General features: G+C 45.3%; 23 protein-coding genes, 3 riboswitches and 1 other annotated feature. Of the genes, 15 read left to right on the top strand and 8 right to left on the bottom strand.

Annotated features, from left to right (window positions below):
- Positions 1–37 precede the first annotated feature (37 nt).
- The 4 genes from purU to KHQ79_RS11730 all read left to right on the top strand — a co-directional run bounded on the left by purU (position 38) and on the right by KHQ79_RS11730 (position 4,212).
- Positions 38–940, top strand: a complete 903-nt coding sequence (gene purU / locus KHQ79_RS11745) for a formyltetrahydrofolate deformylase (protein ID WP_003239062.1) — start codon at positions 38–40, stop codon at positions 938–940.
- Positions 941–1,027: 87 nt separating this feature from the next.
- Positions 1,028–1,238 (top strand) — a binding site (T-box leader).
- A 63-nt stretch (positions 1,239–1,301) separates the two neighbouring features.
- The gene (proB, locus tag KHQ79_RS11740; RefSeq protein WP_084995006.1) at positions 1,302–2,399 is read left to right on the top strand and encodes a glutamate 5-kinase; all 1,098 of its coding nucleotides are present in this window, start codon (positions 1,302–1,304) and stop codon (positions 2,397–2,399) included.
- Between the two features lie 11 nt (positions 2,400–2,410).
- The gene (gene proA / locus KHQ79_RS11735; RefSeq protein WP_225515239.1) at positions 2,411–3,658 is read left to right on the top strand and encodes a glutamate-5-semialdehyde dehydrogenase; all 1,248 of its coding nucleotides are present in this window, start codon (positions 2,411–2,413) and stop codon (positions 3,656–3,658) included.
- Positions 3,659–3,786: 128 nt separating this feature from the next.
- Positions 3,787–4,212 carry an organic hydroperoxide resistance protein gene (locus KHQ79_RS11730; protein WP_133487725.1) on the top strand — a complete coding sequence of 142 codons (426 nt, stop codon included), beginning with the start codon at positions 3,787–3,789 and terminating at the stop codon, positions 4,210–4,212.
- Between the two features lie 32 nt (positions 4,213–4,244).
- Here the strand turns inward: KHQ79_RS11730 and ohrR are convergent, their stop codons facing one another.
- Positions 4,245–4,688 (bottom strand): organic hydroperoxide resistance transcriptional regulator OhrR, encoded by a 444-nt coding sequence (ohrR, locus tag KHQ79_RS11725; protein ID WP_019258198.1) that lies wholly within the window; start codon positions 4,686–4,688, stop codon positions 4,245–4,247.
- Between the two features lie 141 nt (positions 4,689–4,829).
- Here ohrR and ohrB point away from each other — a divergent pair, with 141 nt between their 5' ends.
- Positions 4,830–5,240, top strand: coding sequence for an organic hydroperoxide resistance protein OhrB (gene ohrB, locus KHQ79_RS11720; RefSeq protein WP_019258199.1), 411 nt, complete (start codon positions 4,830–4,832; stop codon positions 5,238–5,240).
- Between the two features lie 124 nt (positions 5,241–5,364).
- Positions 5,365–6,468: a glycosyltransferase family 2 protein gene (locus KHQ79_RS11715; protein WP_060398472.1), complete on the top strand. Its 1,104-nt coding sequence runs from the start codon at positions 5,365–5,367 to the stop codon at positions 6,466–6,468.
- Positions 6,469–6,473: 5 nt separating this feature from the next.
- Here the strand turns inward: KHQ79_RS11715 and guaD are convergent, their stop codons facing one another.
- Entirely contained in the window at positions 6,474–6,944 is a 471-nt protein-coding gene (gene guaD, locus KHQ79_RS11710; RefSeq protein WP_060398473.1) for a guanine deaminase, read from the bottom strand.
- A gap of 135 nt (positions 6,945–7,079) precedes the next feature.
- On the opposite strand from guaD, the gene KHQ79_RS11705 reads away from it, so the two are divergent.
- Positions 7,080–7,706 carry a histidine phosphatase family protein gene (locus KHQ79_RS11705; protein WP_225515237.1) on the top strand — a complete coding sequence of 209 codons (627 nt, stop codon included), beginning with the start codon at positions 7,080–7,082 and terminating at the stop codon, positions 7,704–7,706.
- Between the two features lie 39 nt (positions 7,707–7,745).
- Here KHQ79_RS11705 and metE read toward each other — a convergent pair whose 3' ends face one another.
- Both metE and isp read right to left on the bottom strand, forming a co-directional pair.
- Positions 7,746–10,034, bottom strand: coding sequence for a 5-methyltetrahydropteroyltriglutamate--homocysteine S-methyltransferase (gene metE / locus KHQ79_RS11700; protein WP_225515235.1), 2,289 nt, complete (start codon positions 10,032–10,034; stop codon positions 7,746–7,748).
- 127 nt (positions 10,035–10,161) lie between these two features.
- A riboswitch (SAM riboswitch) is annotated at positions 10,162–10,317 on the bottom strand.
- Between the two features lie 131 nt (positions 10,318–10,448).
- A complete protein-coding gene (isp, locus tag KHQ79_RS11695; RefSeq protein WP_003239048.1) occupies positions 10,449–11,408 on the bottom strand; it encodes a serine protease Isp in 960 nt (319 codons plus the stop codon).
- A gap of 222 nt (positions 11,409–11,630) precedes the next feature.
- On the opposite strand from isp, the gene rsbRB reads away from it, so the two are divergent.
- The gene (gene rsbRB / locus KHQ79_RS11690) at positions 11,631–12,464 is read left to right on the top strand and encodes an RsbT co-antagonist RsbRB (protein ID WP_225515233.1); all 834 of its coding nucleotides are present in this window, start codon (positions 11,631–11,633) and stop codon (positions 12,462–12,464) included.
- A 32-nt stretch (positions 12,465–12,496) separates the two neighbouring features.
- On the opposite strand, the gene thiX is transcribed toward rsbRB, so the two are convergent.
- From thiX to KHQ79_RS11670, 4 genes are read right to left on the bottom strand one after another with little or no spacing between them, the layout of a single operon-like run.
- Positions 12,497–13,261 carry an HMP/thiamine ABC transporter permease ThiX gene (gene thiX, locus KHQ79_RS11685; protein WP_119913765.1) on the bottom strand — a complete coding sequence of 255 codons (765 nt, stop codon included), beginning with the start codon at positions 13,259–13,261 and terminating at the stop codon, positions 12,497–12,499.
- Positions 13,236–14,879 (bottom strand): ABC transporter ATP-binding protein, encoded by a 1,644-nt coding sequence (locus KHQ79_RS11680; RefSeq protein WP_225515231.1) that lies wholly within the window; start codon positions 14,877–14,879, stop codon positions 13,236–13,238. The genes thiX and KHQ79_RS11680 overlap by 26 nt, the downstream gene beginning before the upstream one ends.
- Positions 14,866–15,465 carry an ECF transporter S component gene (locus KHQ79_RS11675; RefSeq protein WP_019258206.1) on the bottom strand — a complete coding sequence of 200 codons (600 nt, stop codon included), beginning with the start codon at positions 15,463–15,465 and terminating at the stop codon, positions 14,866–14,868. Before KHQ79_RS11675 ends, KHQ79_RS11680 begins: the two co-directional genes overlap by 14 nt.
- 1 nt (position 15,466) lies before the next feature.
- Entirely contained in the window at positions 15,467–16,069 is a 603-nt protein-coding gene (locus KHQ79_RS11670) for a YkoF family thiamine-binding protein (protein ID WP_003239036.1), read from the bottom strand.
- 96 nt (positions 16,070–16,165) lie between these two features.
- A riboswitch (TPP riboswitch) is annotated at positions 16,166–16,277 on the bottom strand.
- Between the two features lie 101 nt (positions 16,278–16,378).
- Here KHQ79_RS11670 and ykoG point away from each other — a divergent pair.
- The 7 genes from ykoG to mgtE all read left to right on the top strand — a co-directional run bounded on the left by ykoG (position 16,379) and on the right by mgtE (position 21,797).
- Complete coding sequence (ykoG, locus tag KHQ79_RS11665) at positions 16,379–17,065, top strand: two-component system response regulator YkoG (RefSeq protein ID WP_225515229.1); 687 nt, start codon at positions 16,379–16,381, stop codon at positions 17,063–17,065.
- A gap of 3 nt (positions 17,066–17,068) precedes the next feature.
- Positions 17,069–18,433 carry a two-component system sensor histidine kinase YkoH gene (ykoH, locus tag KHQ79_RS11660; RefSeq protein ID WP_003239033.1) on the top strand — a complete coding sequence of 455 codons (1,365 nt, stop codon included), beginning with the start codon at positions 17,069–17,071 and terminating at the stop codon, positions 18,431–18,433.
- Positions 18,430–19,110, top strand: a complete 681-nt coding sequence (locus KHQ79_RS11655; RefSeq protein WP_225515227.1) for a PepSY domain-containing protein — start codon at positions 18,430–18,432, stop codon at positions 19,108–19,110. The genes ykoH and KHQ79_RS11655 overlap by 4 nt, the downstream gene beginning before the upstream one ends.
- Positions 19,111–19,202: 92 nt before the next feature.
- Positions 19,203–19,718 (top strand): PepSY domain-containing protein, encoded by a 516-nt coding sequence (locus KHQ79_RS11650; protein WP_225515225.1) that lies wholly within the window; start codon positions 19,203–19,205, stop codon positions 19,716–19,718.
- Positions 19,719–19,799: 81 nt separating this feature from the next.
- Positions 19,800–19,937, top strand: coding sequence for a transcriptional regulator SplA domain-containing protein (locus tag KHQ79_RS11645; protein WP_003218541.1), 138 nt, complete (start codon positions 19,800–19,802; stop codon positions 19,935–19,937).
- A 107-nt stretch (positions 19,938–20,044) separates the two neighbouring features.
- A riboswitch (M-box (ykoK) riboswitch) is annotated at positions 20,045–20,211 on the top strand.
- Positions 20,212–20,301: 90 nt separating this feature from the next.
- Entirely contained in the window at positions 20,302–20,424 is a 123-nt protein-coding gene (locus KHQ79_RS22235; protein WP_003239030.1) for a hypothetical protein, read from the top strand.
- A gap of 17 nt (positions 20,425–20,441) precedes the next feature.
- Positions 20,442–21,797, top strand: coding sequence for a magnesium transporter (mgtE, locus tag KHQ79_RS11640; RefSeq protein WP_225515223.1), 1,356 nt, complete (start codon positions 20,442–20,444; stop codon positions 21,795–21,797).
- Positions 21,798–21,836: the final 39 nt, after the last annotated feature.

Raw genomic sequence — 21,836 nt, 5'->3', positions numbered from 1 at the left:
AAATAGTTTAGACTTACAAAGATAAGAGGGATTATTCATGAAATCATATATGACTCAGCGGTTAAACGAATACCGTGACGGGAATGAGGATAAAGGTCGCCTTTTGGTCAGCTGTCCCGATCAGCCTGGTATCGTTTCTGCGGTTTCCGCGTTTTTATTTGAACACGGCGCCAATATTATAGAATCCAATCAATATACGACAGATCCTGAAGGCGGCCGGTTCTTCCTGAGAATCGAATTCGACTGTGCGGGCATTCGTGAGAAAAAAGACACACTGCAGGAGGCGTTTGCTTCAATTGCGGAAAAATTCGACATGACATGGAGCTTAACATTGGCAAGCGAGCTGAAGCGTGTCGCCATTTTTGTCTCAAAGGAGCTTCACTGCCTGCATGAGCTGATTTGGGAATGGCAAACTGGCAACCTTATGGCGGAAATCGCTGTTGTCATCAGCAACCATGAAGAGGCGAGAGAGCTGGTTGAGCGGCTGAACATTCCATTCCACTATATGAAAGCGAACAAAGACATCAGAGCGGAAGTCGAAAAGAAGCAGCTTGAACTGCTTGAGCAATACAATATTGATGTGATCGTTCTTGCACGCTATATGCAGATCTTAACTCCTGATTTTGTTTCGGCTCATCCGAATCGCATCATCAATATCCATCATTCGTTCCTGCCTGCTTTTATCGGTGCGAATCCGTACAAACGGGCTTACGAGCGCGGCGTGAAACTGATCGGAGCGACATCTCACTATGTCACAAACGATCTGGACGAAGGGCCGATCATTGAACAGGATATTGAGCGTGTGGATCACCGTGACAACACGGACGCCCTTAAAAATATCGGCAGAACGATTGAGCGCAGCGTGCTTGCACGTGCTGTAAAATGGCATTTGGAAGACCGCGTCATCGTTCATGAAAACAAAACAATCGTCTTTAACTAGACGGCAAGATGCCCGCGCCATGCGGGCTCTTTTTGATGATAAAAATCCTTGACAAGTGTCCTTTTTCTTTGCATAATATAAAAAAATCATTGAGCGTTGAAGAGGATTAGTAAGCAGACCTTTCTGTGACAGAGAGCAAAATGAATCGCTGAAACATTTTGCCGCATGAAACCTGCTGAACCTGCCTTGGAGTCTTAGGGGGAAAACCTAGGCGCGTAACCTGGCGTTACAGGAAAGCGGAGCGTGCATAAGTGCGTTCAATCAAGGTGGTACCACGGAAACCCATTTCGTCCTTATGAATCAGGATGAAATGGGTTTTTTTATTGTAAGTTGGCTGGCGAAGAGCCGCGGAGGAGAATAAATGAAAAAACAAAGAATAGTAGTGAAAATAGGAAGCAGTTCGCTCACGAATAGCAACGGAAGCATTGATGAGGCAAAAATCAGAGAGCATGTTCAGGCCATTTCCCTGTTGAAGAAAGCGGGACATGAAATGATTCTGATTACCTCGGGAGCCGTAGCGGCGGGGTTTTCCAGCCTCGGTTATCCGTCCCGTCCCGTTACCATTAAAGGAAAACAGGCGGCGGCCGCGGTCGGACAAACACTGTTAATGCAGCAATATATGAATCAATTCAAACAATACGCACTGACTCCGGGACAAATCCTGTTAACGAGAAATGATTTTTCGAAAAGAGAACGGTATCGAAACGCGTATGCAACGATTATGGAATTACTGGAGCGCGGCGTCATTCCGATTATCAATGAAAACGATTCTACATCTGTTGAAGAATTGACATTCGGGGATAATGACATGCTTTCTGCGTTAGTCAGCGGATTGATTCATGCGGACCAGCTCATGATTCTCACTGACATCAACGGGCTGTATGATGCCAATCCGAATGAAAATCCTGATGCAAAACGATTTGATTATTTGCCGGAGATCACGCCTGAATTGCTGGGTTATGCCGGTTCAGCCGGATCAAAGGTCGGCACCGGCGGCATGAAATCAAAGCTGTTAGCCGCGCAAACCGCGCTGTCTCTTGGAGTGAAAGTGTTCATTGGAACAGGCAGCGGAGAGCAAAAGCTGGCGGACATTTTGGACGGCAGGGGAGACGGCACTTATATCGGAGACAAAGAACTATCCTCGGTTAACAACACGAGACAGTGGATTCAGTTCCACTCGCCGATATCAGGTGAGATCCTCATTGATGCTGGTGCCGAGGAGGCGATGATCCATAACGGAAGCAGCCTGCTGCCGGCTGGCGTTGTGGGCGTGAACGGAAGTTTTCCGAAAGGGGCGGTCGTGGAAGTCAAGGGACCGGGCGGGGTGATCGGCAAAGGCCAAACTCATTACTCCTCCGAGGAGATTATGGAGGCCAAAGGCAAACGAAGTGATGAACTTGATTTTGAGAAAACGTTTGAGGTGATCCACAGGAATGACTGGGTCAATTTAAAAGACTAGGAGGCGGAAAAATGAGTGAAGTTTCTGTAAAAGCGAAGCTTGCAAACGAAGCAGCAGCTGAACTGATCATGAAAACAACTGCTGAAAAAAATGAGGCGCTCAGCCTCATCGCAAACGGGCTCCGAAAAGAAATAGATTTTCTCTTAATGGAAAACGCCAAAGATATTGAGAACGGAACGAACAATGGCTTAACACCTGATATCATTGATCGCCTGACACTTGATGAGAAACGCATTCGTGATATAGCGGATGCAGTAGAGCTTTTAATTGATTTGGCAGACCCGGTCGGTGAATCTCTTGAAACGATTGAAAAAGAGAACGGACTGTTTATCGAAAAAATCCGTGTTCCGCTCGGTGTTGTCGGAATGATCTATGAAGCGAGACCGAACGTTACAGTCGACGCGGCAACCCTCTGCTTAAAGACGGGTAACGCGGTTGTTCTGCGGGGAAGCTCCTCTGCCATTCACAGCAACAAAGCACTCGTCAGCGTGATTCACAGAGCGCTTGAGCAGTCATCGCTTCCAATTAACGCCATACAGCTGATTGAGGATACAAGCAGGGAAACAGCGAAAGAACTCTTTACGCTGAACGACGGTCTTGACGTATTAATCCCGCGTGGAGGCAAAAAGCTGATTGATCTCGTCGTGAGAGAATCAACAGTGCCTGTGTTAGAAACCGGAGCAGGAAACTGCCACATTTTCATTGACGAAACGGCCAAACCGCAAATGGCTGAAAAGGTTGTGGTAAACGCCAAAACGCAGCGCCCTTCCGTGTGTAATGCAATTGAATCATTGCTGATTCACAAAGTGTGGGCGAAGCAGCACGGGAAAGAATTGCTTGCCCAGCTGGAAAACGCGGGAGTTGAAATTCGCGGAGATGAATTTGTATGTGAACTTCATCCTTCAAGCAAACAAGCGTCAGAGGAAGATTGGGAAACAGAATTTTTAGCGCCTGTCCTCAGCGTAAAGACGGTTGAGAACGTCCAAGAAGCTGTGAAGCATATTCAACAATACGGCACCAATCATTCTGAAGCGATTTTAACTGAAGATGACAAGCACGCGGCTTATTTTCAAACCGCTGTCGATGCTGCTGCGGTCTATCATAACGCATCAACCCGTTTTACCGACGGCTTTGAATTCGGCTACGGAGCCGAAATCGGCATCAGCACGCAAAAGCTTCATGCAAGAGGGCCAATGGGGCTTCCTGCACTGACTTCTACAAAATATATCATTAAAGGAACTGGGCAAATCCGCGAATAGCGGGACAATGTTCGATGAAAAGCTTATCTCGTAAAGGGATAAGCTTTTTTTATGCGCCAAAAAATTGACACTACAAATTAGATTGTGTACAATTTAATTGTATAAAATATATTTAGGGGGAATGAAATATGAGTCAGCCATTATTTACAGCATCAGTATCAGCGGTAGGAGGAAGAGAAGGAAAGGTGATATCATCAGATCGCGTTCTCGAACTCGATGTCGCAATGCCGGGAACACCGAGAGCAAAGAAATTAGAAAAAGCGACAAATCCGGAGCAGCTGTTTGCAGCAGGTTACGCAGCTTGCTTTGACAGCGCACTGCAGCTGGTAGCAAGAACAGAACGAGTGAAAGTAGAGACAGAGGTTACAGCGCATGTCAGCCTGTTAAAGGATGAAGAAGATCAAGGCTATAAATTAGGTGTGACGCTGCAGGTGAAAGGGAAAGGAGTCAGTGCATCAGAATTACAGACACTTGTGCAAAAAGCGCACGGCGTTTGTCCGTATTCAAAAGCAACCTCCGGAAATATCGATGTTACGCTGGAAGTAGCTGAATAAAATATTAAGAGGATGCCTCGTATAAGGCATCCTCAACTTTTTTGATGAAGCGTTTCCAGCAATGTATATAGAGCGGATTTTAACTGTTTCAGGTCCTCTCCGGACTGCTTTGAGAGCCCCAAGATCGTCCTTGGTATGTCAGCCGCTTTTTCTTTTAATGACTCCCCGTTCTCTGTCAGGCTGATCAATACGGACCGCTCATCCTCTTCAGATCTTTTTCTCGTAATCAAACCTTGCTGTTCCATTCGTTTCAGCATCGGAGTGAGTGTCCCTGAATCTAAATACAGCAGCTCGCCCATTTTTTTGACAGTAAGCGTTTCGTGTTCCCATAACAAAAGCAAAGCCAAATATTGAGGGTACGTCACATTCAGCTTTTCAAGCAGCGGCTTGTATTGCTTTGTCATTTCCCGCGAACTCGCATATAGCAAAAAACAAAGCTGATTCTCCAATTTCATATGGTCAAATTCATTTTCCATCTTGTTCACCAACTCTTTCTGACATTCCATTCTATTGTATCTGAAAAACATCATTTTTCCTATTCTCGGCAAACATAGCATGTTTAAAAAGATCAGAAAGGGAAATATAACAACTAGATACAAACAAGGAGGATGGAATAAATGGCACTATTTACAGCAAAAGCAACCGCACGCGGCGGACGGGCCGGACATATTACATCAGATGACGGCGTTCTTGATTTTGATATTGTGATGCCTAATGCAAAAAAAGAAGGACAAACCGGAACAAACCCGGAACAGCTCTTTGCGGCAGGATACGCTGCATGCTTCGGCGGCGCGCTCGAACACGTGGCTAAGGAGCAAAATATTAAAATCGATTCCGAAATTGAAGGGCAGGTCAGCCTCATGAAGGATGAGAGCGACGACGGGTTTAAAATCGGCGTCACACTTGTTGTGAACACCAAAGATTTGGATCGGGACAAGGCACAAGAGCTTGTCAATGCTGCTCATGAATTCTGCCCTTATTCGAAGGCAACCAGAGGAAATATTGATGTAAAATTAGAATTAAAATAATGACCGGCATCCTGAGGGTTCTCAGGATGTTTTTTTGTGCGGAAGCACGCGGAGCGGGCATGATCTTTTCGAAGTGTGAATACATGTAGTATAGGTGAATTCAGACTAGAGAAAAGGTGAGCACATGAAAAGACCAAAGCTGTCAGTTTGTATGATTGTGAAGAATGAAGAACGCCATATCGCACGCTGTTTGGAGAGTGTGCAGCGTATTGCTGATGAAATCATTGTGGTTGATACCGGTTCGAACGATCGTACGGAAGACATTTGCAAAAGCTTTCATGCCCAAGTTTATCATCATAAATGGGAACAGGATTTTTCAAAGGCGAGAAATGCCAGTTTACAGCATGCCAAGGGAGAGTGGATCTTGATCTTGGATGCCGACGAAGAACTAGACTCGGATACGGGCAGCCTATTGCCTTCGCTGCTGACTGACAGCCTGCCGTCTCTCGGTTGCGTGAAGGTCGTGAACTACACCGGGAAGCAATGGAATGAAAATGAAGCGTTTGAACAAAGGCAGATCAGGCTGATCCGCAATCAGCAAAACATAAGGTTTACGGGAAGTATTGGGGAAAGACCAGAGGGAAGAGAGGCAAGCAGCCCTTTCTCGCTTCCATGTATCATTCACCATTACGGTTATTTAGAGCAGGAGGCACAGCAAAAGCATCAACGCAACATGAACTTATTGGATACGGAATTGCTGACATCCTGTGCTGACCCGTCTCTCATTTATCAGAAAGCAGCTGAGTATGACAGAGGAAACGAACATGATAAAGCCTTCCGGCTGGCAATGGATTGTATTAATAAATGTAAAAGAAAACAGCAAATTCCGCCGCCTGCTTTCTATTATTTAAAGTATAAATTATTGATTGACGCAGAACGGTACGAAGAAGCGGAACGGGATATCAATGAAGCGCTGGGGCATTATCCCGATTACTGCACGCTTCACTATTATAAAGGGATTATTATGTATCAGTCTAAAAAAGTAAGAGAAGCGATCACAGCGTTCGAAGCTTGCCTGCAAATCGATAGTGAAAATCTTCAGTACGTACAGGTGAAAGGAGCAGCTGATTTTAGATCAAGCTGCTGGCTCGGTGTCTGCCATGCTGAATTGCATCAGCATATGACCGCTGTTTTGTATTTGCAAAAAGCGCTGAAAGTCAATCCGAAGTGCGCACGGGCACAGCGGCTTCTCACCGAATTAACAAAGGATCAGGCCGCACATGCCTGATCCTTTTAATATTCTTTCTTATTGGCAAAATCCCGCCATGCCTGGAATGGAGATAAATGCTCCTTCAGGGTCACCTGATAAAAAGGTATGTTTCTTTTTTCTGCCGGTTTATCAATTTCTTCATATATGAATGAATCATCAAATCCGGCTTCAGCAGCATCTGTGTGCTCCGCTGCATAGTAAACGGCTTTCGGCCTGGCCCAGTAGATGGCGCCTAAGCACATGGGACACGGCTCGCAGCTCGCATATAAAATGCAATCATCAAGCTGATAGGAGTCAAGTGCCCGGCAGGCGTTTCGAATAGCCGTCACTTCTGCATGGGCAGTCGGGTCATTGCTTGTTGTGACGTTGTTCTGCCCTTCGGCTATAATAGCTCCGTCTTTCACGATAACGGCTCCGAAAGGCCCGCCAACTCCCGCATTCACTCCTTCACGAGCAAGATCGACAGCCCGTTTTAAGAACTTTTCATGATTCATCCTAAACCCTCCTGTCAATTGAGTGTTATAAGTATAGCCGAAAAGAAGTGCAAAGAACATTCTCAAAAAAGTGAAAAGTAAACAAAATATTTGGGGGATTTGCTAAGATAAGAGGAGAAAAGAGGAGGGGTGATCATGCTGCATTTATATATTGCTAGGCACGGACAGACTCAATGGAATGTGGAAAAACGGATGCAGGGCTGGCTGGATTCTGATTTAACAGAACTTGGACTGTACAACGCCCGCGCTCTTGGGAAGCGTCTGAAAGATATTGAATTTAATCAGGTTTACATCAGCCCGAGCAAGCGGACAGAAGAGACGGCAAAAACCATACTGGGATCGCGCCGGCCCCCGCTGGTTAAAGATCATATATTCAGAGAAATGTCACTGGGCTCATGGGAAGGGAAAAAACAAGAGGATATTGAAAGAGACGAACCTGATCTTTTTCATGCTTATTTTCATCATCCCGAAGCTTATCGCCAGCCGGGATGTGAAACGTTTTTTGACCTTGAAAGCCGGGTAAGGCTGGCTCTCCAAACGATTTTAGACAGCCATTCTTCCGGTAATGTTCTCTTGGTTACCCATTCTGTCTTTATATTAATGTTGTTAAATATCATAAAGGGAAGACGCATTAATGACATATGGAATTCTGCTTACATACATGATACTTCATTGAGCCTTGTGGAATTTGATGAAAATGGAGCAGCCAAAATAGTAAAAGAAGGGGATGGGGAGCATCGAAAACCGATTCCCGCTTTCTAATAGAAAAAACCATCTGCCAAAGGCAGATGGTTTCTATATTTATACAAGCTGTGTCTGCTGAGCTCTTGCCTGTTTTGCGGCTTCAACCATGTTTTTCAATGCTGCAACCGTTTCTTCCTGCTGTCTTGTTTTCAATCCGCAGTCTGGATTTACCCAGAAGCGGTCAGTCGGACAGACGGCAAGCGCATCAACGATAATGTTGTACATTTCTTCAGTTGACGGCACACGTGGGCTGTGAATGTCATATACACCAAGGCCTAGTCCCTTCAGATACGGATGCTCTCTTAAGTAATCCAAAAATCCTCCGTGGCTTCTGCTGTGCTCGATCGTAATAACATCCGCGTCAAGATCATTAATCGTATCGACGATGTCTTCAAAGTTGCTGTAGCACATATGCGTATGAATTTGCGTCTCGTTTTTCACGGAAGAAGTGGTTAATCTGAATGCTTCTGCCGCCCAAGTCAAATATTCATCCCAATCTTGGGTTTTTAATGGAAGACCTTCACGCAGCGCCGGTTCATCGACTTGAATGATTTGAATGCCTGCGTCTTCAAGCGCTTTTACTTCTTTGCGAAGAGCAAGCCCAATTTGGAAGGCGATTTCTTTTCTCGAAATGTCGTTTCGAGGGAAAGACCAGTTTAAGATCGTAACAGGGCCCGTCAGCATTCCTTTCACATGCTTTGAAGTCAATGACTGTGCATACACAGTATCTTTTACTGTCATCGGTTCAATAAATTCAACATCTCCGTAAATGACTGGCGGGCGGACACAGCGTGAGCCGTATGATTGAACCCAAGCGTATTTTGTGAAGGCAAAGCCGGCCAGCTTCTCACCGAAGTATTCGACCATGTCGGTCCGTTCGAATTCACCGTGAACAAGGACATCAAGTTCCAATTCTTCCTGAATATCAATCCATCTTTTTGTTTCTGCATTGATAAAGTTTTGATACTGTTCATCAGACCACTCATTTTTCCGCCATTTTTGGCGTGCGCTCCGCACTTCAGCAGACTGCGGGAAGCTCCCGATCGTAGTCGTCGGCAAAAGCGGAAGGCCGAGAGATTTATTTTGCAGGGCTAAACGTTCTTCAAACGGAATCGGGCGCTTGAAGTCTTTATCGGCTAATTGCTCAAGCTCTTTCTTCTGTTCAGAATTCGCGCCTGTTGCAAACTGTTTGAGCGCCTGAATATCAGTTTTAGCCTGCTGAATTTGTTCGCTGATCGCCGCTTTTCCTGAAACTAAGCCTTCTTTCAAAGCTGTCAGCTCGGCTAGTTTTTCTTTTGCGTAGGATAATCCGTTCAGCAGATCCTTTTCCAAATGCTCGTCAGGGTGTTTTGCTACAGGAACGTGCAGCAGGCTGCTGGAAGGCTGAATCCACAGTTCCTCAACTTTTGCAATGCTGAGAATATCGAGAACGGCATCGAGACGTTCTTCAAGATCTGCTTTCCAAATGTTGCGTCCGTCGATCACACCGGCTGCCAGCACTTTGTCTGTTGGAAAGCCGTGTGTTTTCAGCTGTTCCAGGTTTCTGCCTTTATCGTGAACGAAATCAAGGCCAATTCCCTGTACCGGGTAAGAGATCAGCTCTTCATAAGCATCAACAGAATCAAAATACGTCTGCAAAAGCACATTCAAGGAGGAAAGCTCGCTTGTGATGTTTTCAAATAATTCTTTTGCGCCGCGGACATCTTCGGCAGAGGCGGTAACGAGCGCCGGCTCATCGATTTGAACCCATTTTACGCCTTCTTCTTCAAGCTCTTTCAAAAGCTGTACATATAACGGCACAAGGCGTTTTTGGATCGCTTTAGCTTCAGACGGCTCATAGCCTTTGGCAAGCGTAACGAACGTATAAGGGCCGACAATCACAGGTTTTGTTTCAACGCCGTATTCCTGTTTGATCCGGCGATAATCTTCGAGCTGTTTGTTTTTTGTCAGGCGGAACTCAATGCTCTCGTCATATTCCGGAACGATGTAATGGTAATTTGTATTAAACCATTTTGTCATTTCACTAGATACAGCGTCTTTAATTCCGCGGGCGATAGCGAAGTATGTATCGGTAGCGTCAGTCAAATGTTTGAACCGTTTTGGAATCCAGTTGAAGCTGACTGCTGTGTCGAGTACATGGTCATACTGGGTGAAATCAGAAACAGGCACAACATCAATCTGCTGGTCAATTTGTGTTTTTACTGCGGATAAAAATAGTTCGTCGATTTGCTTTAAAAACGTATCTTTATCAGTGCTGCCTTTCCAATACGCTTCAAGTGCTTTTTTCCATTCTCTGTTCAGTCCGATTCTCGGAAATCCTAAATTTGATGTTTTGATGGTTGTCATTGTTTCTCCTCCTTTATATGTAAAACACTCTCGTTAACCCGCGGATACAGGCTGCTAAGAGGTTTTCTCACAATAAAAAGCCTCTTTCCCATGAGAGAAAGAGGCTTTTCTGCGTAAAACACTGCCTCTCTCATCTCTCAGACACAATCTGATGGAATTAGCACCGTGCCTTATGAGACATCAGTCTCGGCGCGAAAAGCAGTGCGCCCCATTTCACAATGGAATTACGGTCGGTTGCTGTTGGGGTCAAAAGGCCAATCCCTCGCCCAACTCTCGATAAGAGAAAATGTTATTAATTTTTTGAAAAGTTGAATCATTTGTTGGTAATCTTAACAGTAATTCAAATTCGTTGTCAACATAGAATTTGAAATTTTATTTACAAATTACGACATAAATTATATGAGAAAAATAATTTTATAGGGTCATCAAATGTGATTGCTCTGCTTTTTCTGCCAGCTCATCAGGAGCAGTTAAATAAAGGAATCCATTACCTGCCAGTGTTTTTGCGATATCAAGCGGGAGTGTCCTGCGGACCAGCTGCGCATAAACCTCAGGCTCAGTTAGATCTCTTTGAAACGATTCTTCTTCAAAGCTTTTAATTAAAGCAAGTGCTCCGCTGACATGAGGGGCAGCCATTGAAGTGCCGGTCAGCTTACCGTATTTCTTGTTAGGGAGGGTGGATAATATATTTTCTCCCGGTGCAACGAGATCAATTTCTTTATTTGCGTTAGAAAATTCTGACGATTCTCGAGCTACGGAAACAGAACCAACCGCGATCACATCATTATAAGCCGCAGGGTAGGAAAGCTCCTCTGTACGTTCGTCGCCGTCACCTTCATTTCCCGCTGCGCAAACGACAAGCACTCCATTTTTTACGGCGTTTTTCACCGCTTCTTCAAGCTCTGGCACATCGCTCGGTCCGCCAAGAGACATTGAGATGATATCGACTTTCTGTTCCACAGCGTAGTTAATGCCGTTAATAATCCATTCGTATTGTCCGCTGCCGTTTTCACCGCCAAGAACCTTCACAATCAATAGGCTTGCCTCAGGCGCGACTCCGGCAATGCCGCCGCTTGAATCATTAGCTGCAATTGTTCCGGCGACGTGTGTGCCGTGTCCGTTGTAGTCGGAAATCGCATCTTCCTTGCCGCCGTCATCATCCGTGAAGTTCTTTCCTCCGATGATTTGGTTTTTTAAATCAGGATGGCTTGCGTCGCAGCCAGTGTCCAATACAGCAATTTTTACATCTTTGCCTTTTACCCCTTTTGCCCACATTTCTGGCGCCTTAATCACTTTAATGCCCTCAGGAAGCTCGTTTACATCCATGATCTGCTCATTCGTCACATACGGGATCAAGCGGATTTCACCATTCATAAAAAAGCCCTCCTTTTTTATGCTTTCAAGTGGATTCAAGGGTGTTGCCTCATATTATATGAAAAAAACAACCGTTCGGACAGAGCCATTTGAAGCATTTTGAAAAAATAGGATCCAACCCAAAGAATTAGTAATTTTCAAAATATTGGATGGTTTCAGCGTGTATGACTGGGATTCATCTGTCAGTCAAGTTATAATAGTGTTGGGGAAAGGAGCAGTGTGATGAAACTGAATGAAGAATTATATGCGTTTTTTTCAGAGCATGTGGAACAAATGGCCGAGGAATGGATTGAAACGATGGAGGAAAGTGATCCGAATTCGCTTTACGCCTTACATAATGCATCTGTAACGGAAGAATTGAAAGAGCAGGACAGGGAATTTTACCGGCATCTGAATTACATGTATGTTTTACCTGAAAAACAATTTCTCGAAGAATTTCAAGAGTGGGTCATTGAGCTGACAAACGATCAAAAGCATCTCGACACTCCGGTTCAGTACGTCATTCGAGAGTTTATGAGAAATCGGAAATTATATACGAAGTATTTTGAGAAGTTCGCAGAAGAAAACAAATCGGCGTTTGAACCGGGAGAGAAACAAAAATGGGCCGATTTGATTGTAAGAGTCTTTGATTTTACCATTTATACATTTGTCGATCACGCAGAAACGAATGCCAAACAGCAATTAAACGCCCAGAGAGAAATGATATTGGAATTAAGCTCGCCTGTCATTACCCTGAGCAAATCAACAGCTCTGCTTCCGCTTGTCGGTGACATTGATACCGAGCGGGCAAAGTTTATTCTGGAAAACACGCTTCATGCTTGTGCAAAAAGACGCGTGGAGCACCTGTTAATCGATCTGTCAGGTGTTGTGGTGGTCGATACGATGGTGGCGCACCAAATCTTTAAATTAATTGAAGCGCTCAACTTAATCGGTGTCCGATCAACCCTGTCAGGAATCAGGCCTGAAATTGCGCAAACCGCTGTACAGCTGGGGATTGATTTTTCGAACATTACAATTAAAACCAATCTTGCCCAGGCATTAAACTATCATCAATAAGAAAAAAAGCCGCTATCGACAATAGCGGCTTTTTATGAGGCAAAATATAAAGATACGAGAAAAGATCCTGCGAATAACAAGAGAACGAGGCAAAAGAACAGCCAGTCGCGGCGGTTTACGGTCAACGTCCGGTAATATGTCCGATTTCTGCTTCCTGTAAAACCTTTCGATTCCATCGCAAGCGCCGTCCGTTCCGCTTTTCTGATGGCGCTTGCCAAAAGCGGGATGGTATACCGCTTTAGCGCGCTGACTTTCTCTTTGAAGCCGTTCTCCGCCGCTCCTCCTCTGATTTTATGAGCCTGCTGGATCAGCTGGACCTCATCTTTTAACAACGGAAGAAAACGAAAGCCTGCAATGACGCCATATGCGAGCTTTGGTGAGAGCTTGCACTGCTGGACAAGGCTCAGCATAAATAAAATTGGATCGGTCGTAAAAACAAACATCATCGATAAGGCGGAAAAGCATAAAATACGAAACCCGAGAGAGATGCCGACAGACACATTGCCACTGTTGATCGAAAAAGGGCCGGCTTGAAACAAGAAATTATCCGGGGTTGTCGGAACCTTTCCAAAAACAGCGGCTGTCCATACGCATCCGAATGCCAAAATTAAAAACGGAATCGTAAACAAAAACCATTTTTTCAATGGGATTCTGGCTGCTAATAGGACACTCGCCACGATGATGATATAAAAACACGCAGGGGTGTAGGGATTGTAAATAAACGACAGCATGACAACACAGCAAAAAACCGCCGCTGCTTTCACTGTCGGATTAATAAGATGTAACGGCTGCATCATCACGCACCTCCTCTTGATATGCCATCCATTCATATAGAAGGGGAAGGGTGAGCTTTGCGTTTTTGACAAGCCTTGTTTCCTGAGAAAATAACTGCGCTGGAGATCCGTCAAAGGCCAGGCCCGTATCGTGAAGCACAAGCACGCTGTCGGCATACGAAGAGACTAGCTCCATATCGTGTGTAATCATAAGGACAGCGGTTCCTTCTGCCTTGATACGCTGAATCATATCCATGCATTCAGCCGCCGTGCGGGCGTCCTGGCCAAAGGTTGGTTCGTCTAATAATAAAACCTTTACGTCATGCATGAGCATGGTAGCGACGCTCAGGCGCCGTTTTTGTCCTTGGCTGATTGCAAACGGATGATGATCAGCCAAATGCGCAAGACCGAAACGATGCAGCAGGTGCTGCGCTTTTTTCTCGGTTTCAGCATCTGCTTTCTGGCCGAACAGCAGCTCGTCATATACTGTATCGGTGACAAACTGATGCTCCGGGTTTTGAAAAACAAATCCCATTCGTTTTCGCAGTTCATTTTCTTTATACGATTGCAGCGGCTTATCATATAGAAGAATCTTTCCGCTTTTCGGCTTCATCAGACGGGCGAGGACGGATAAGAGCGTCGATTTTCCGGTGCCGTTCGGGCCGACAAGCGCCGTTAAAGAGCCTTCGCGTAATGAAAAGCTGATGTCTTTGAAAATCGTCTGCTGTCCTCTTGCGAACGAAAGGCTGCTGACTTCCAGCACACTTTCCCCAGAAGGAGCTTTCTTCTTTTCAGCATGCCCGGCAGGAAAAGGTTCTTTAAACAGCGTTTCTTTTGATAGAGTAAACGGCATACTGAGTTTTTCCTGCAGGCCGCACACTTTTGGAATCGCGATGCCTAGTTCCTTTAGGGTCTCCGCTTCGTGCAGAAATAGATCTTCTGTCCGGCCGTCCAGCGCTTTTTTTCCTGCTTTGTCCAGCACAATTGTCCTCTCAATCCAAGGCGCCCATTCATCAAGCTGGTGCTCAATGACGAGGAGGCTGAAGCCTTTTTCCCTCTGAAGGTCTTTCATCATGTGAACGAACTCCCGCGCTGAATAAGGATCTAACAGAGAAGTTGGCTCATCCAACATAATAAGCTCAGGCTCCATCGCCAAAATACAGGCGAGAGCGACTTTCTGCTTTTGTCCTCCTGACAGAGTGGATATCGTTTTTTCTTTTAAAGAAGTAATGCGTAATTTTTCTAAAACCGCATCAATTTTTTCTGTCATCTCTTTTTTTGGAATCTGCAGATTTTCCAGCCCGAAAGCGATTTCGTCCTCCACCGTCAGCATGCAAAACTGCTGATCAGGATCTTGAAAAACGACTCCGACATGCTGAGCAATCGTTTCGGAGGTTTCAGGGTCTGTGACCGGCTTCTGACATAAAAAAACATGTCCGGACTGTATGCCGTCGCAAGCCTCCGGGTAAAGACCGTTTAAACATAGGGCGAGCGAGCTTTTTCCGCACCCGCTCGGCCCTAGTAATAAAGCGCATTCTCCTTTTTGAAGCTCAAACGAAATGTTTTGAAAAACCGGTTTCTCGTCTTCTTCATAAGAGAAGCTGAGCTGGTCAACCGTTAGGAGCTCATCAAAGGCTTGCATTGTCTGATACCCGTTTTCTTTTCTTTTTCAGTTCCTTTCCGAGTGCCATTCCGTTTAACACACCCGTATAAGCGAGAGAGTCGCTGACAGCTTTTCCGAGGAGCCCCGCAAGAAGCGCGCCGGAAATCAGACGGATGACAAGCGAAATGAGAAGATAACCAGGTGAATACGCTGCATAGCCAGAAACAAAGAGATCATAGATAAAGCTGGCTACTGAAGATCCCATTCCTGCCAGCAAAAGTACAGGCAGAGAGTATGCTTTCCAGCGTGTCGCGAGAAATACAGCTTCAGCCCCGAGACCTTGAACAATGCCGATGACGATGACCATTGGGCCAGATGGATTTCCCAGCAGGCATTCAACGAGAGCAGCAATGATTTCAGAAACAAGCGCCGCACCCGGTTTTCGAATAATGTACGCGGCGATGACAGAAACGATAAACCAAATGCCGTAAATCGGTTCATAAGCGATTGGACCGAACATACCGGCAAGTACGTTTCCAAAATGCGTGAATAATAAATAAACAACGGCAAAAACGATACTGATAACGGACATGATGACAATTTCTTTTACTTTCCAGCTTTTCATTTTATCCCTGCTTTCTGTTTTTTCTTGATGGACTGTTAGCCGAGACATTCACAGTCATGGTTACGTGGTTTGTTTGCTGTTCAGCCATGCGGAAAACGGCTTCCAGTGTTCTGAATACGTCATGCGCGTCCCCGTCAAGCTCGCTCGCGTAATGGACACCCTGTACGAAGGTGCCTTCTGCTTTCGCAATGTCGACAGCTTCGATGATCAAACCCATATAATCCGGCTCATTCATCGGGTAAAGCGCAAATTGGCATGGTGCTTCCGCGTTCAGGCTTCCGACAGCATCTTCATTGACACGCTTGCCGTCTGCGGAAAGATATGTATCTCCTTGGGTATCGCCCGGGCACCCGATGGAAAACGTGCCGTTCATGACGATGTGTTTTTCGCTGTTCGCCGCATAAAGATAAATGGCTTTGGCAGCATCGAATACATGATCAATCGATCCGCGCAAGACTGTGCTGATATGGTCGGTTTTCGTCCAAACCTTAGATGTGTCGGTTTTTTTCAGCGCAGACTTGATCACACTGATAAAATCATCTGTCATCGGGTATAAAGAGAAGCGAAAACCAGCGATTCTGCTTGTACCGCAAATATGATCCATTTCTCCGACCTCCTGTTTTTTTGGTAAAATAAAAAACTGCATATCCTAAGGGAATATGCAGTCATAGATCGATTAAGCGCACAAAAAAATACACCATTCGGTCAACCTGCACTTCCCCACGCTGGTATTATCCAGATCGGGTCATAAGGGATCAAAGCGCGTTTTTGCGCGCTTTATCTCAGCCAAAACAGCACCCCTAGTGCTTTCCGTATACAATTTTTTATTTTGACATCATAATAGATGATAAGAATCATTTTGTAAACAATGAAATCATTTTTTTCATATTGGGATAGGAGAGGATGATCGATTTTGGAAAAAGGGCACATATTAATTGTGGAAGATGAAGAAAAAATCGCCAGGGTGCTTCAGCTTGAATTGGAATATGAAGGATACAGCGTCACCATCAAACAAAATGGCACAGAAGGGCTGAATGCGGCCGCGGCAGGCGGGTATTCTCTGGTGCTTCTTGATGTCATGCTTCCGGGGCTTAGCGGCCTGGAGGTGCTGCGCCGCTTGAGAAAAACGGATCAGCAGACACCTGTCATTTTATTAACGGCGCGCGACAGTATTCCTGATAAGGTAACAGGGCTGGACATCGGTGCGAACGACTATGTCACAAAGCCGTTTGAAATTGAGGAATTGCTTGCGAGAATCAGGGCGGCGCTGCGCCAAAATGGACCAAAAACAGAAGATATCGGCACCTTTCTTACATATGACGACTTGCGGGTGAACGAAAAAACCCGTGAAGTGAGACGGGGAAACAAAGAGGTGGAATTAACGCCGCGGGAATTTGATTTGCTCGTCTATATGCTGAAGCATCCGCAGCAAGTGCTGACACGGGAGCAGATTTTAAACTCGGTATGGGGATTTGATTACATTGGTGATACAAATGTCGTGGACGTGTACATAAGATACATCAGAAAAAAACTGGACTATCCTTACGAAAAACAGCTGATCCATACTGTTCGCGGGGTCGGCTATGCCATTAAGGGGTAAACGATGAAGCTGAAGACCAAGATTCATCTGTACACATCAATATCGCTGCTGGTTTTATTAATTTTGGTCCATACCGCAGTCTATCTCATTTTTTCATCCGCGCTGACATCAAAGGATGCAGCCCGGCTTGCAGATGAGACGGATAACATTGCCGAAGCGCTGCATGCTGCTGAAACAGAAGGAGTGGCTTTGCAGGACATGCTGCAGGCCTATCTTCCGGCAAACGGCATGGTCCGTGTAGTGAATGGTGATCAAAAAGCCGTCATGACCATTACAAAAGAAAAAGAGTTTAAAGATTTTCCTCTTTCATTTCACAGCGGGGAAACGGCAGATGTAAGGAAACATGACGGCAAACTGTTTGCTGAAGCCGCTGTTCCGGTTATTTGGACCGATGGTCAAGTGGTATCTCTTCAGCTGGTTGAAAGGCTCGAGAACACAGAGGAGAGTCTGTTTCTTTTGAAAATCATCTTAATCGCTGCAAGTGCTGCTGTCTGTATCGCTTCTTTTTTTGCCGGCAGCTTGCTCGCCCGCCGTATCATTAATCCGATCAGACGATTAATGATGACAATGAAAGATATACAGCGGGAGAAAGCATTCAAAACGATTTCCTTGGAAGGACAGTCGCACGACGAGTTATATCAGATGGGGCTGACATTTAATGAGATGGCGATGATGCTGAAAGAGCACTACGATAAACAGCAGCAATTCGTTCAAGACGCTTCACATGAATTGAAAACCCCGCTCACGATTATAGAAAGCTACAGCAGCCTAATGAAGCGGTGGGGGGCAAAAAAGCCGGAAGTGCTTGAGGAATCGATTGAAGCCATTCATTCAGAAGCGGTGCATATGAAAAAACTGACCAACCAGCTGCTGGCGCTGGCCAAAAGCCATAAAGGTCTTGAGCTTGACCTGAAAACAATCGATCTGATTGAAGTGTCACGCGCCGTCATGCAAACGCTCCAGCCCGTCTATCAGCGTGACATTTTGCTTGAAACAGATAAGGAGAGCCTGCTTGTAACAGCTGATGAAGAACGCATCAAGCAGCTGCTGACCATTTTGCTCGATAATGCCATAAAGTATAGTGAAAAAGCCATTGTAATGACAGCCGGAACGAGGAATGGACAGCCGTTTCTGTCAGTAAGGGATGAAGGCATCGGAATACCCGAGGAGCATATCCCGCACCTGTTCGAACGGTTCTACCGGGCGGATGAGGCACGAAACAGAAAAACAGGCGGGACGGGTTTAGGCCTTTCCATTGCCAAGCAAATCGCCGATGAGCACGGCATTGAGCTGTCTGTAAAAAGCAAGCCGGACCAAGGAACAGCTGTCACCATGCAATTCAGAGAACAGAATGGGGGAGGCCGATGAACAAAACAATAAAAGCGGTATCTGCTGCGGCAGCAGCGATTTTAGCCGTCATCATCTGTGCGGTTCTTATCATTCGGCAAACCCACGAGGACGTCCTGTCAAAGGAGGCTGTCGTAAAAAAAATCGAAGCCTCCTATGAAGGCGAGGTCACGAAAGTAACGCAATCAAAGAATAAAAGAACATATGATATGACCCTTGAAAATCCAAAGGGAACTTATTTTATAAAAGCTGACGCAAAATCGGCTGATATTCTTTCGATAAACAGAGTAAAAGCGATGAATCCATCTGCCATGACAGAAAAAGAAGCCGAGCATCTCGCGCTTGAGCGGGTGCCGGGAACCGTCAAAAAACAAACACAACAGAATCGTGTTGCCACATATACCATACAAAAAGAAGACGGAAAAACATACGAAGTGAAGGTAGATATGCAGGCAAAAGCAGTCGTGTCGGCTGATCAGATCAGCAGTGAAGATCAACAAAAAACACCGATTACGAAAAAAGAAGCCAAAACCATTGCAGAGCGAGAAACGGGCGGTACAGCGGATGACGCAGATCTCGAAGAAAATGAGGGCACTCTCATCTTTGAAGTGGATGTTGATCTTCCGGATGATAAGGAAGCGACAGTGAAAATCAATGCCTACACCGGAAAAGTTGCAAACATTGTGTATGAAGACTGACGGTTTCTCATCAAATTCTCATCTTTCTCTCGTTTTCCTTTCATGTTGAGTGTGTAAACTGTACTCATACGAAAACAAAGGAGGAATCACATATGCTAAAGAAAAGATGGATGGTTGGCCTATTAGCAGGCTGTGTAGCGGCCGGCGGATTCAGCTACAACGCGTTTGCGAAAGAAAACAATGAAAACACACAGACTGCTTCGTCCAAGACTGGTGCACTCACTGAACAGGAAGCAGAATCGATTGCCAAAACGGTTGTTGACGGCACGGTGGATGATATCGACAGAGACATTTACAACGGCAAAGAAGTCTATGAAGTCGAGATCCAAAAAGACGGTGAAGACTACGACGTTTATGTAGATATCAATACAAAACAAGCGCTCAATGACCCGTTAAAAGAGAAAGCAGAACAAGTTGCCATAACAAAAGAAGAGGCTGAAGAGATTGCCTTAAAGCAAACAGATGGAACCGTAACAGAAAGCAAGCTTGACGAAGACGACGGTGCTTACATCTATGAAATTGAGATCAAAACGAAACAAGGAACTGAGGCGGAATTTGAGATTTCCGCAAAGGATGGACATATCATTAAGCAGGAGATAGACGACTAATCAAAACCCCGCAGCAGCGGGGTTTTTTCATGATAAGAAACCTTCTTTTGGACAATCTAAATAGAAAAGGAGGCGAAACGCATGGAAAAGAAAGAGGAGCAATACATCAATCAGGCTGAATATGTCCCTCATCCGACGAAGGAAGGAGAGTACGCCTTATTTCTTCATGAAACGTATCATTTGCTCTCTGAAGATGATGAGACGCAAACAACAGAATAAGGGCTTAGGCCCTTGTTTTGTTCCGTATTTGTGATGAAAGCGCATTTATTACTTTTTTGAGTTGACACAGCTTGTTTTTTTCTGTAATCTCAGTGTGTCAATTCAATTAGGAACTTCGTTAGGTGAGGCTCCTGTATGGAGATACGCTGCTGCCCAAAAATGTCCAAAGACGCCAATGGGTCAACAGAAATCATCGACATAAGGTGATTTTTAACGCAGCTGGATGATTGATCCTATGCCATACAGTGCTAAAGCTCTACGATTGAAGGCGCCCGCACGCTTTTTTGCCGTGCTTCTTTCTCCTTCAATCCCGAAGGCTTTTTTTATGCCTTTAAAACGAATTTTACCAAAGGAGGTGCGGAGTATGGATTCTCCCCATTCGAGTCAATCTGAAGAAGTACCCATATACTATGACAGCAAGGCAACTGATTACACGATGAGGAGACGATCTGCCGCACCTTCAGGCGAGGCCGGCACGTCTCCGTAGAGGAGGTACGAGTCCCGATGGTTCAAAACATGACCTATGACGAACTCATTTTACGCATCATTATTTTATTGCGAGACGGGAAAATCAAGGATTTCAGAAGCGTTATTGATGAGCTTCAGCCCTATGATATGGCATTTATTTTTAAAGAAATGCCGGAAAAACACCGCGCCCGCTATTTATCTTATTTAACTGTAGATGATATCACTGATATGATCGGAGAGCTGGAACGTGAATTTCAGCTTGCCGTCTTAAATAAAGTCGGAAAAACCAGAGCAACACTAGCGATGAACAAAATGGACAACGATGACCTCGCTCAATTGCTTGAAGAAATGGACGAAGAACTGAAGGAACAGCTATTGTCCAGCATGGAAGCATCAGAGTCTAAGGCTGTACAGCTTTTGATGAATTATCCGGCTGACTCAGCGGGACGCATGATGACAAACCGCTATGTGTGGATTCCTCAGCATTATACGGTAAAAGACGCGGTCGTCAAACTGAAAAGCTTTGCTGAAATAGCTGAATCGATCAACTACTTATATGTCATCAATGAAAGCAAACAGCTGGTGGGCGTACTTTCCTACCGCGATTTGATTCTAGGCGAACCTGAAGAAAAGGTGCAGGATTTAATGTTTACCCGCGTCATCTCAGCAGGCGCTCTCCAGGATCAGGAAGAAGTTGCCCGCCTGATTGAACGTTACGATTTCTTGGCAATTCCGGTTGTGGAGGAAAACAACGTGCTTGTCGGCATTGTAACGGTCGATGATATTATCGACGTCGTCATTCGGGAAGCTGATGAGGATTACGAAAAATTTGCCGCTTCCGGTAAAGACATCACCTTTGACACAAAGGCTTACGTGGCGGCATACCGGCGTCTGCCATGGCTGATTTTACTCTTGTTTATCGGACTGATTTCAGGAAGCATTATTAGTTATTTTGAAGATGCGCTGCAGCAGGTTGTCGCGCTGGCGTTTTTCATGCCGATGGTGTCAGGGATGACAGGAAATACGGGAACCCAATCTCTCGCGGTTGTCATCAGAGGTTTGTCTAAAGAAGAAATGAACAAAAAAACGATTGTACGCCTGATCCTCCGGGAGTTCAGAACAAGTATTTATATCGGAGCGGTTTGTTCTGTTCTGATTGCGATTATCGCCATCTTATGGCAGGGGAACGCGCTTCTGGGATTTGTTGTCGCCTCTTCACTGCTCTTTACTTTAATTATCGGCACGATGTCAGGAACCATTATCCCTATTATTTTGCACAAGCTGAAAGTAGACCCGGCGATCGCTTCAGGACCGCTGATTACAACGTTAAACGATATTTTGTCTTTATTAATTTACTTTGGCATTGCCACTGCATTCATACACTCATTATAAAAGTAAAAAGTCCGTCTCAATTGCGAGTCGGACTTTTAT

Source organism: Bacillus sp. TSO22 (genome assembly GCF_020223595.1).
In the GTDB taxonomy this organism is placed as follows: Bacteria; Bacillota; Bacilli; order Bacillales; family Bacillaceae; genus Bacillus; species Bacillus inaquosorum.
This window is presented reverse-complemented; position numbering and strand designations above follow the sequence as displayed.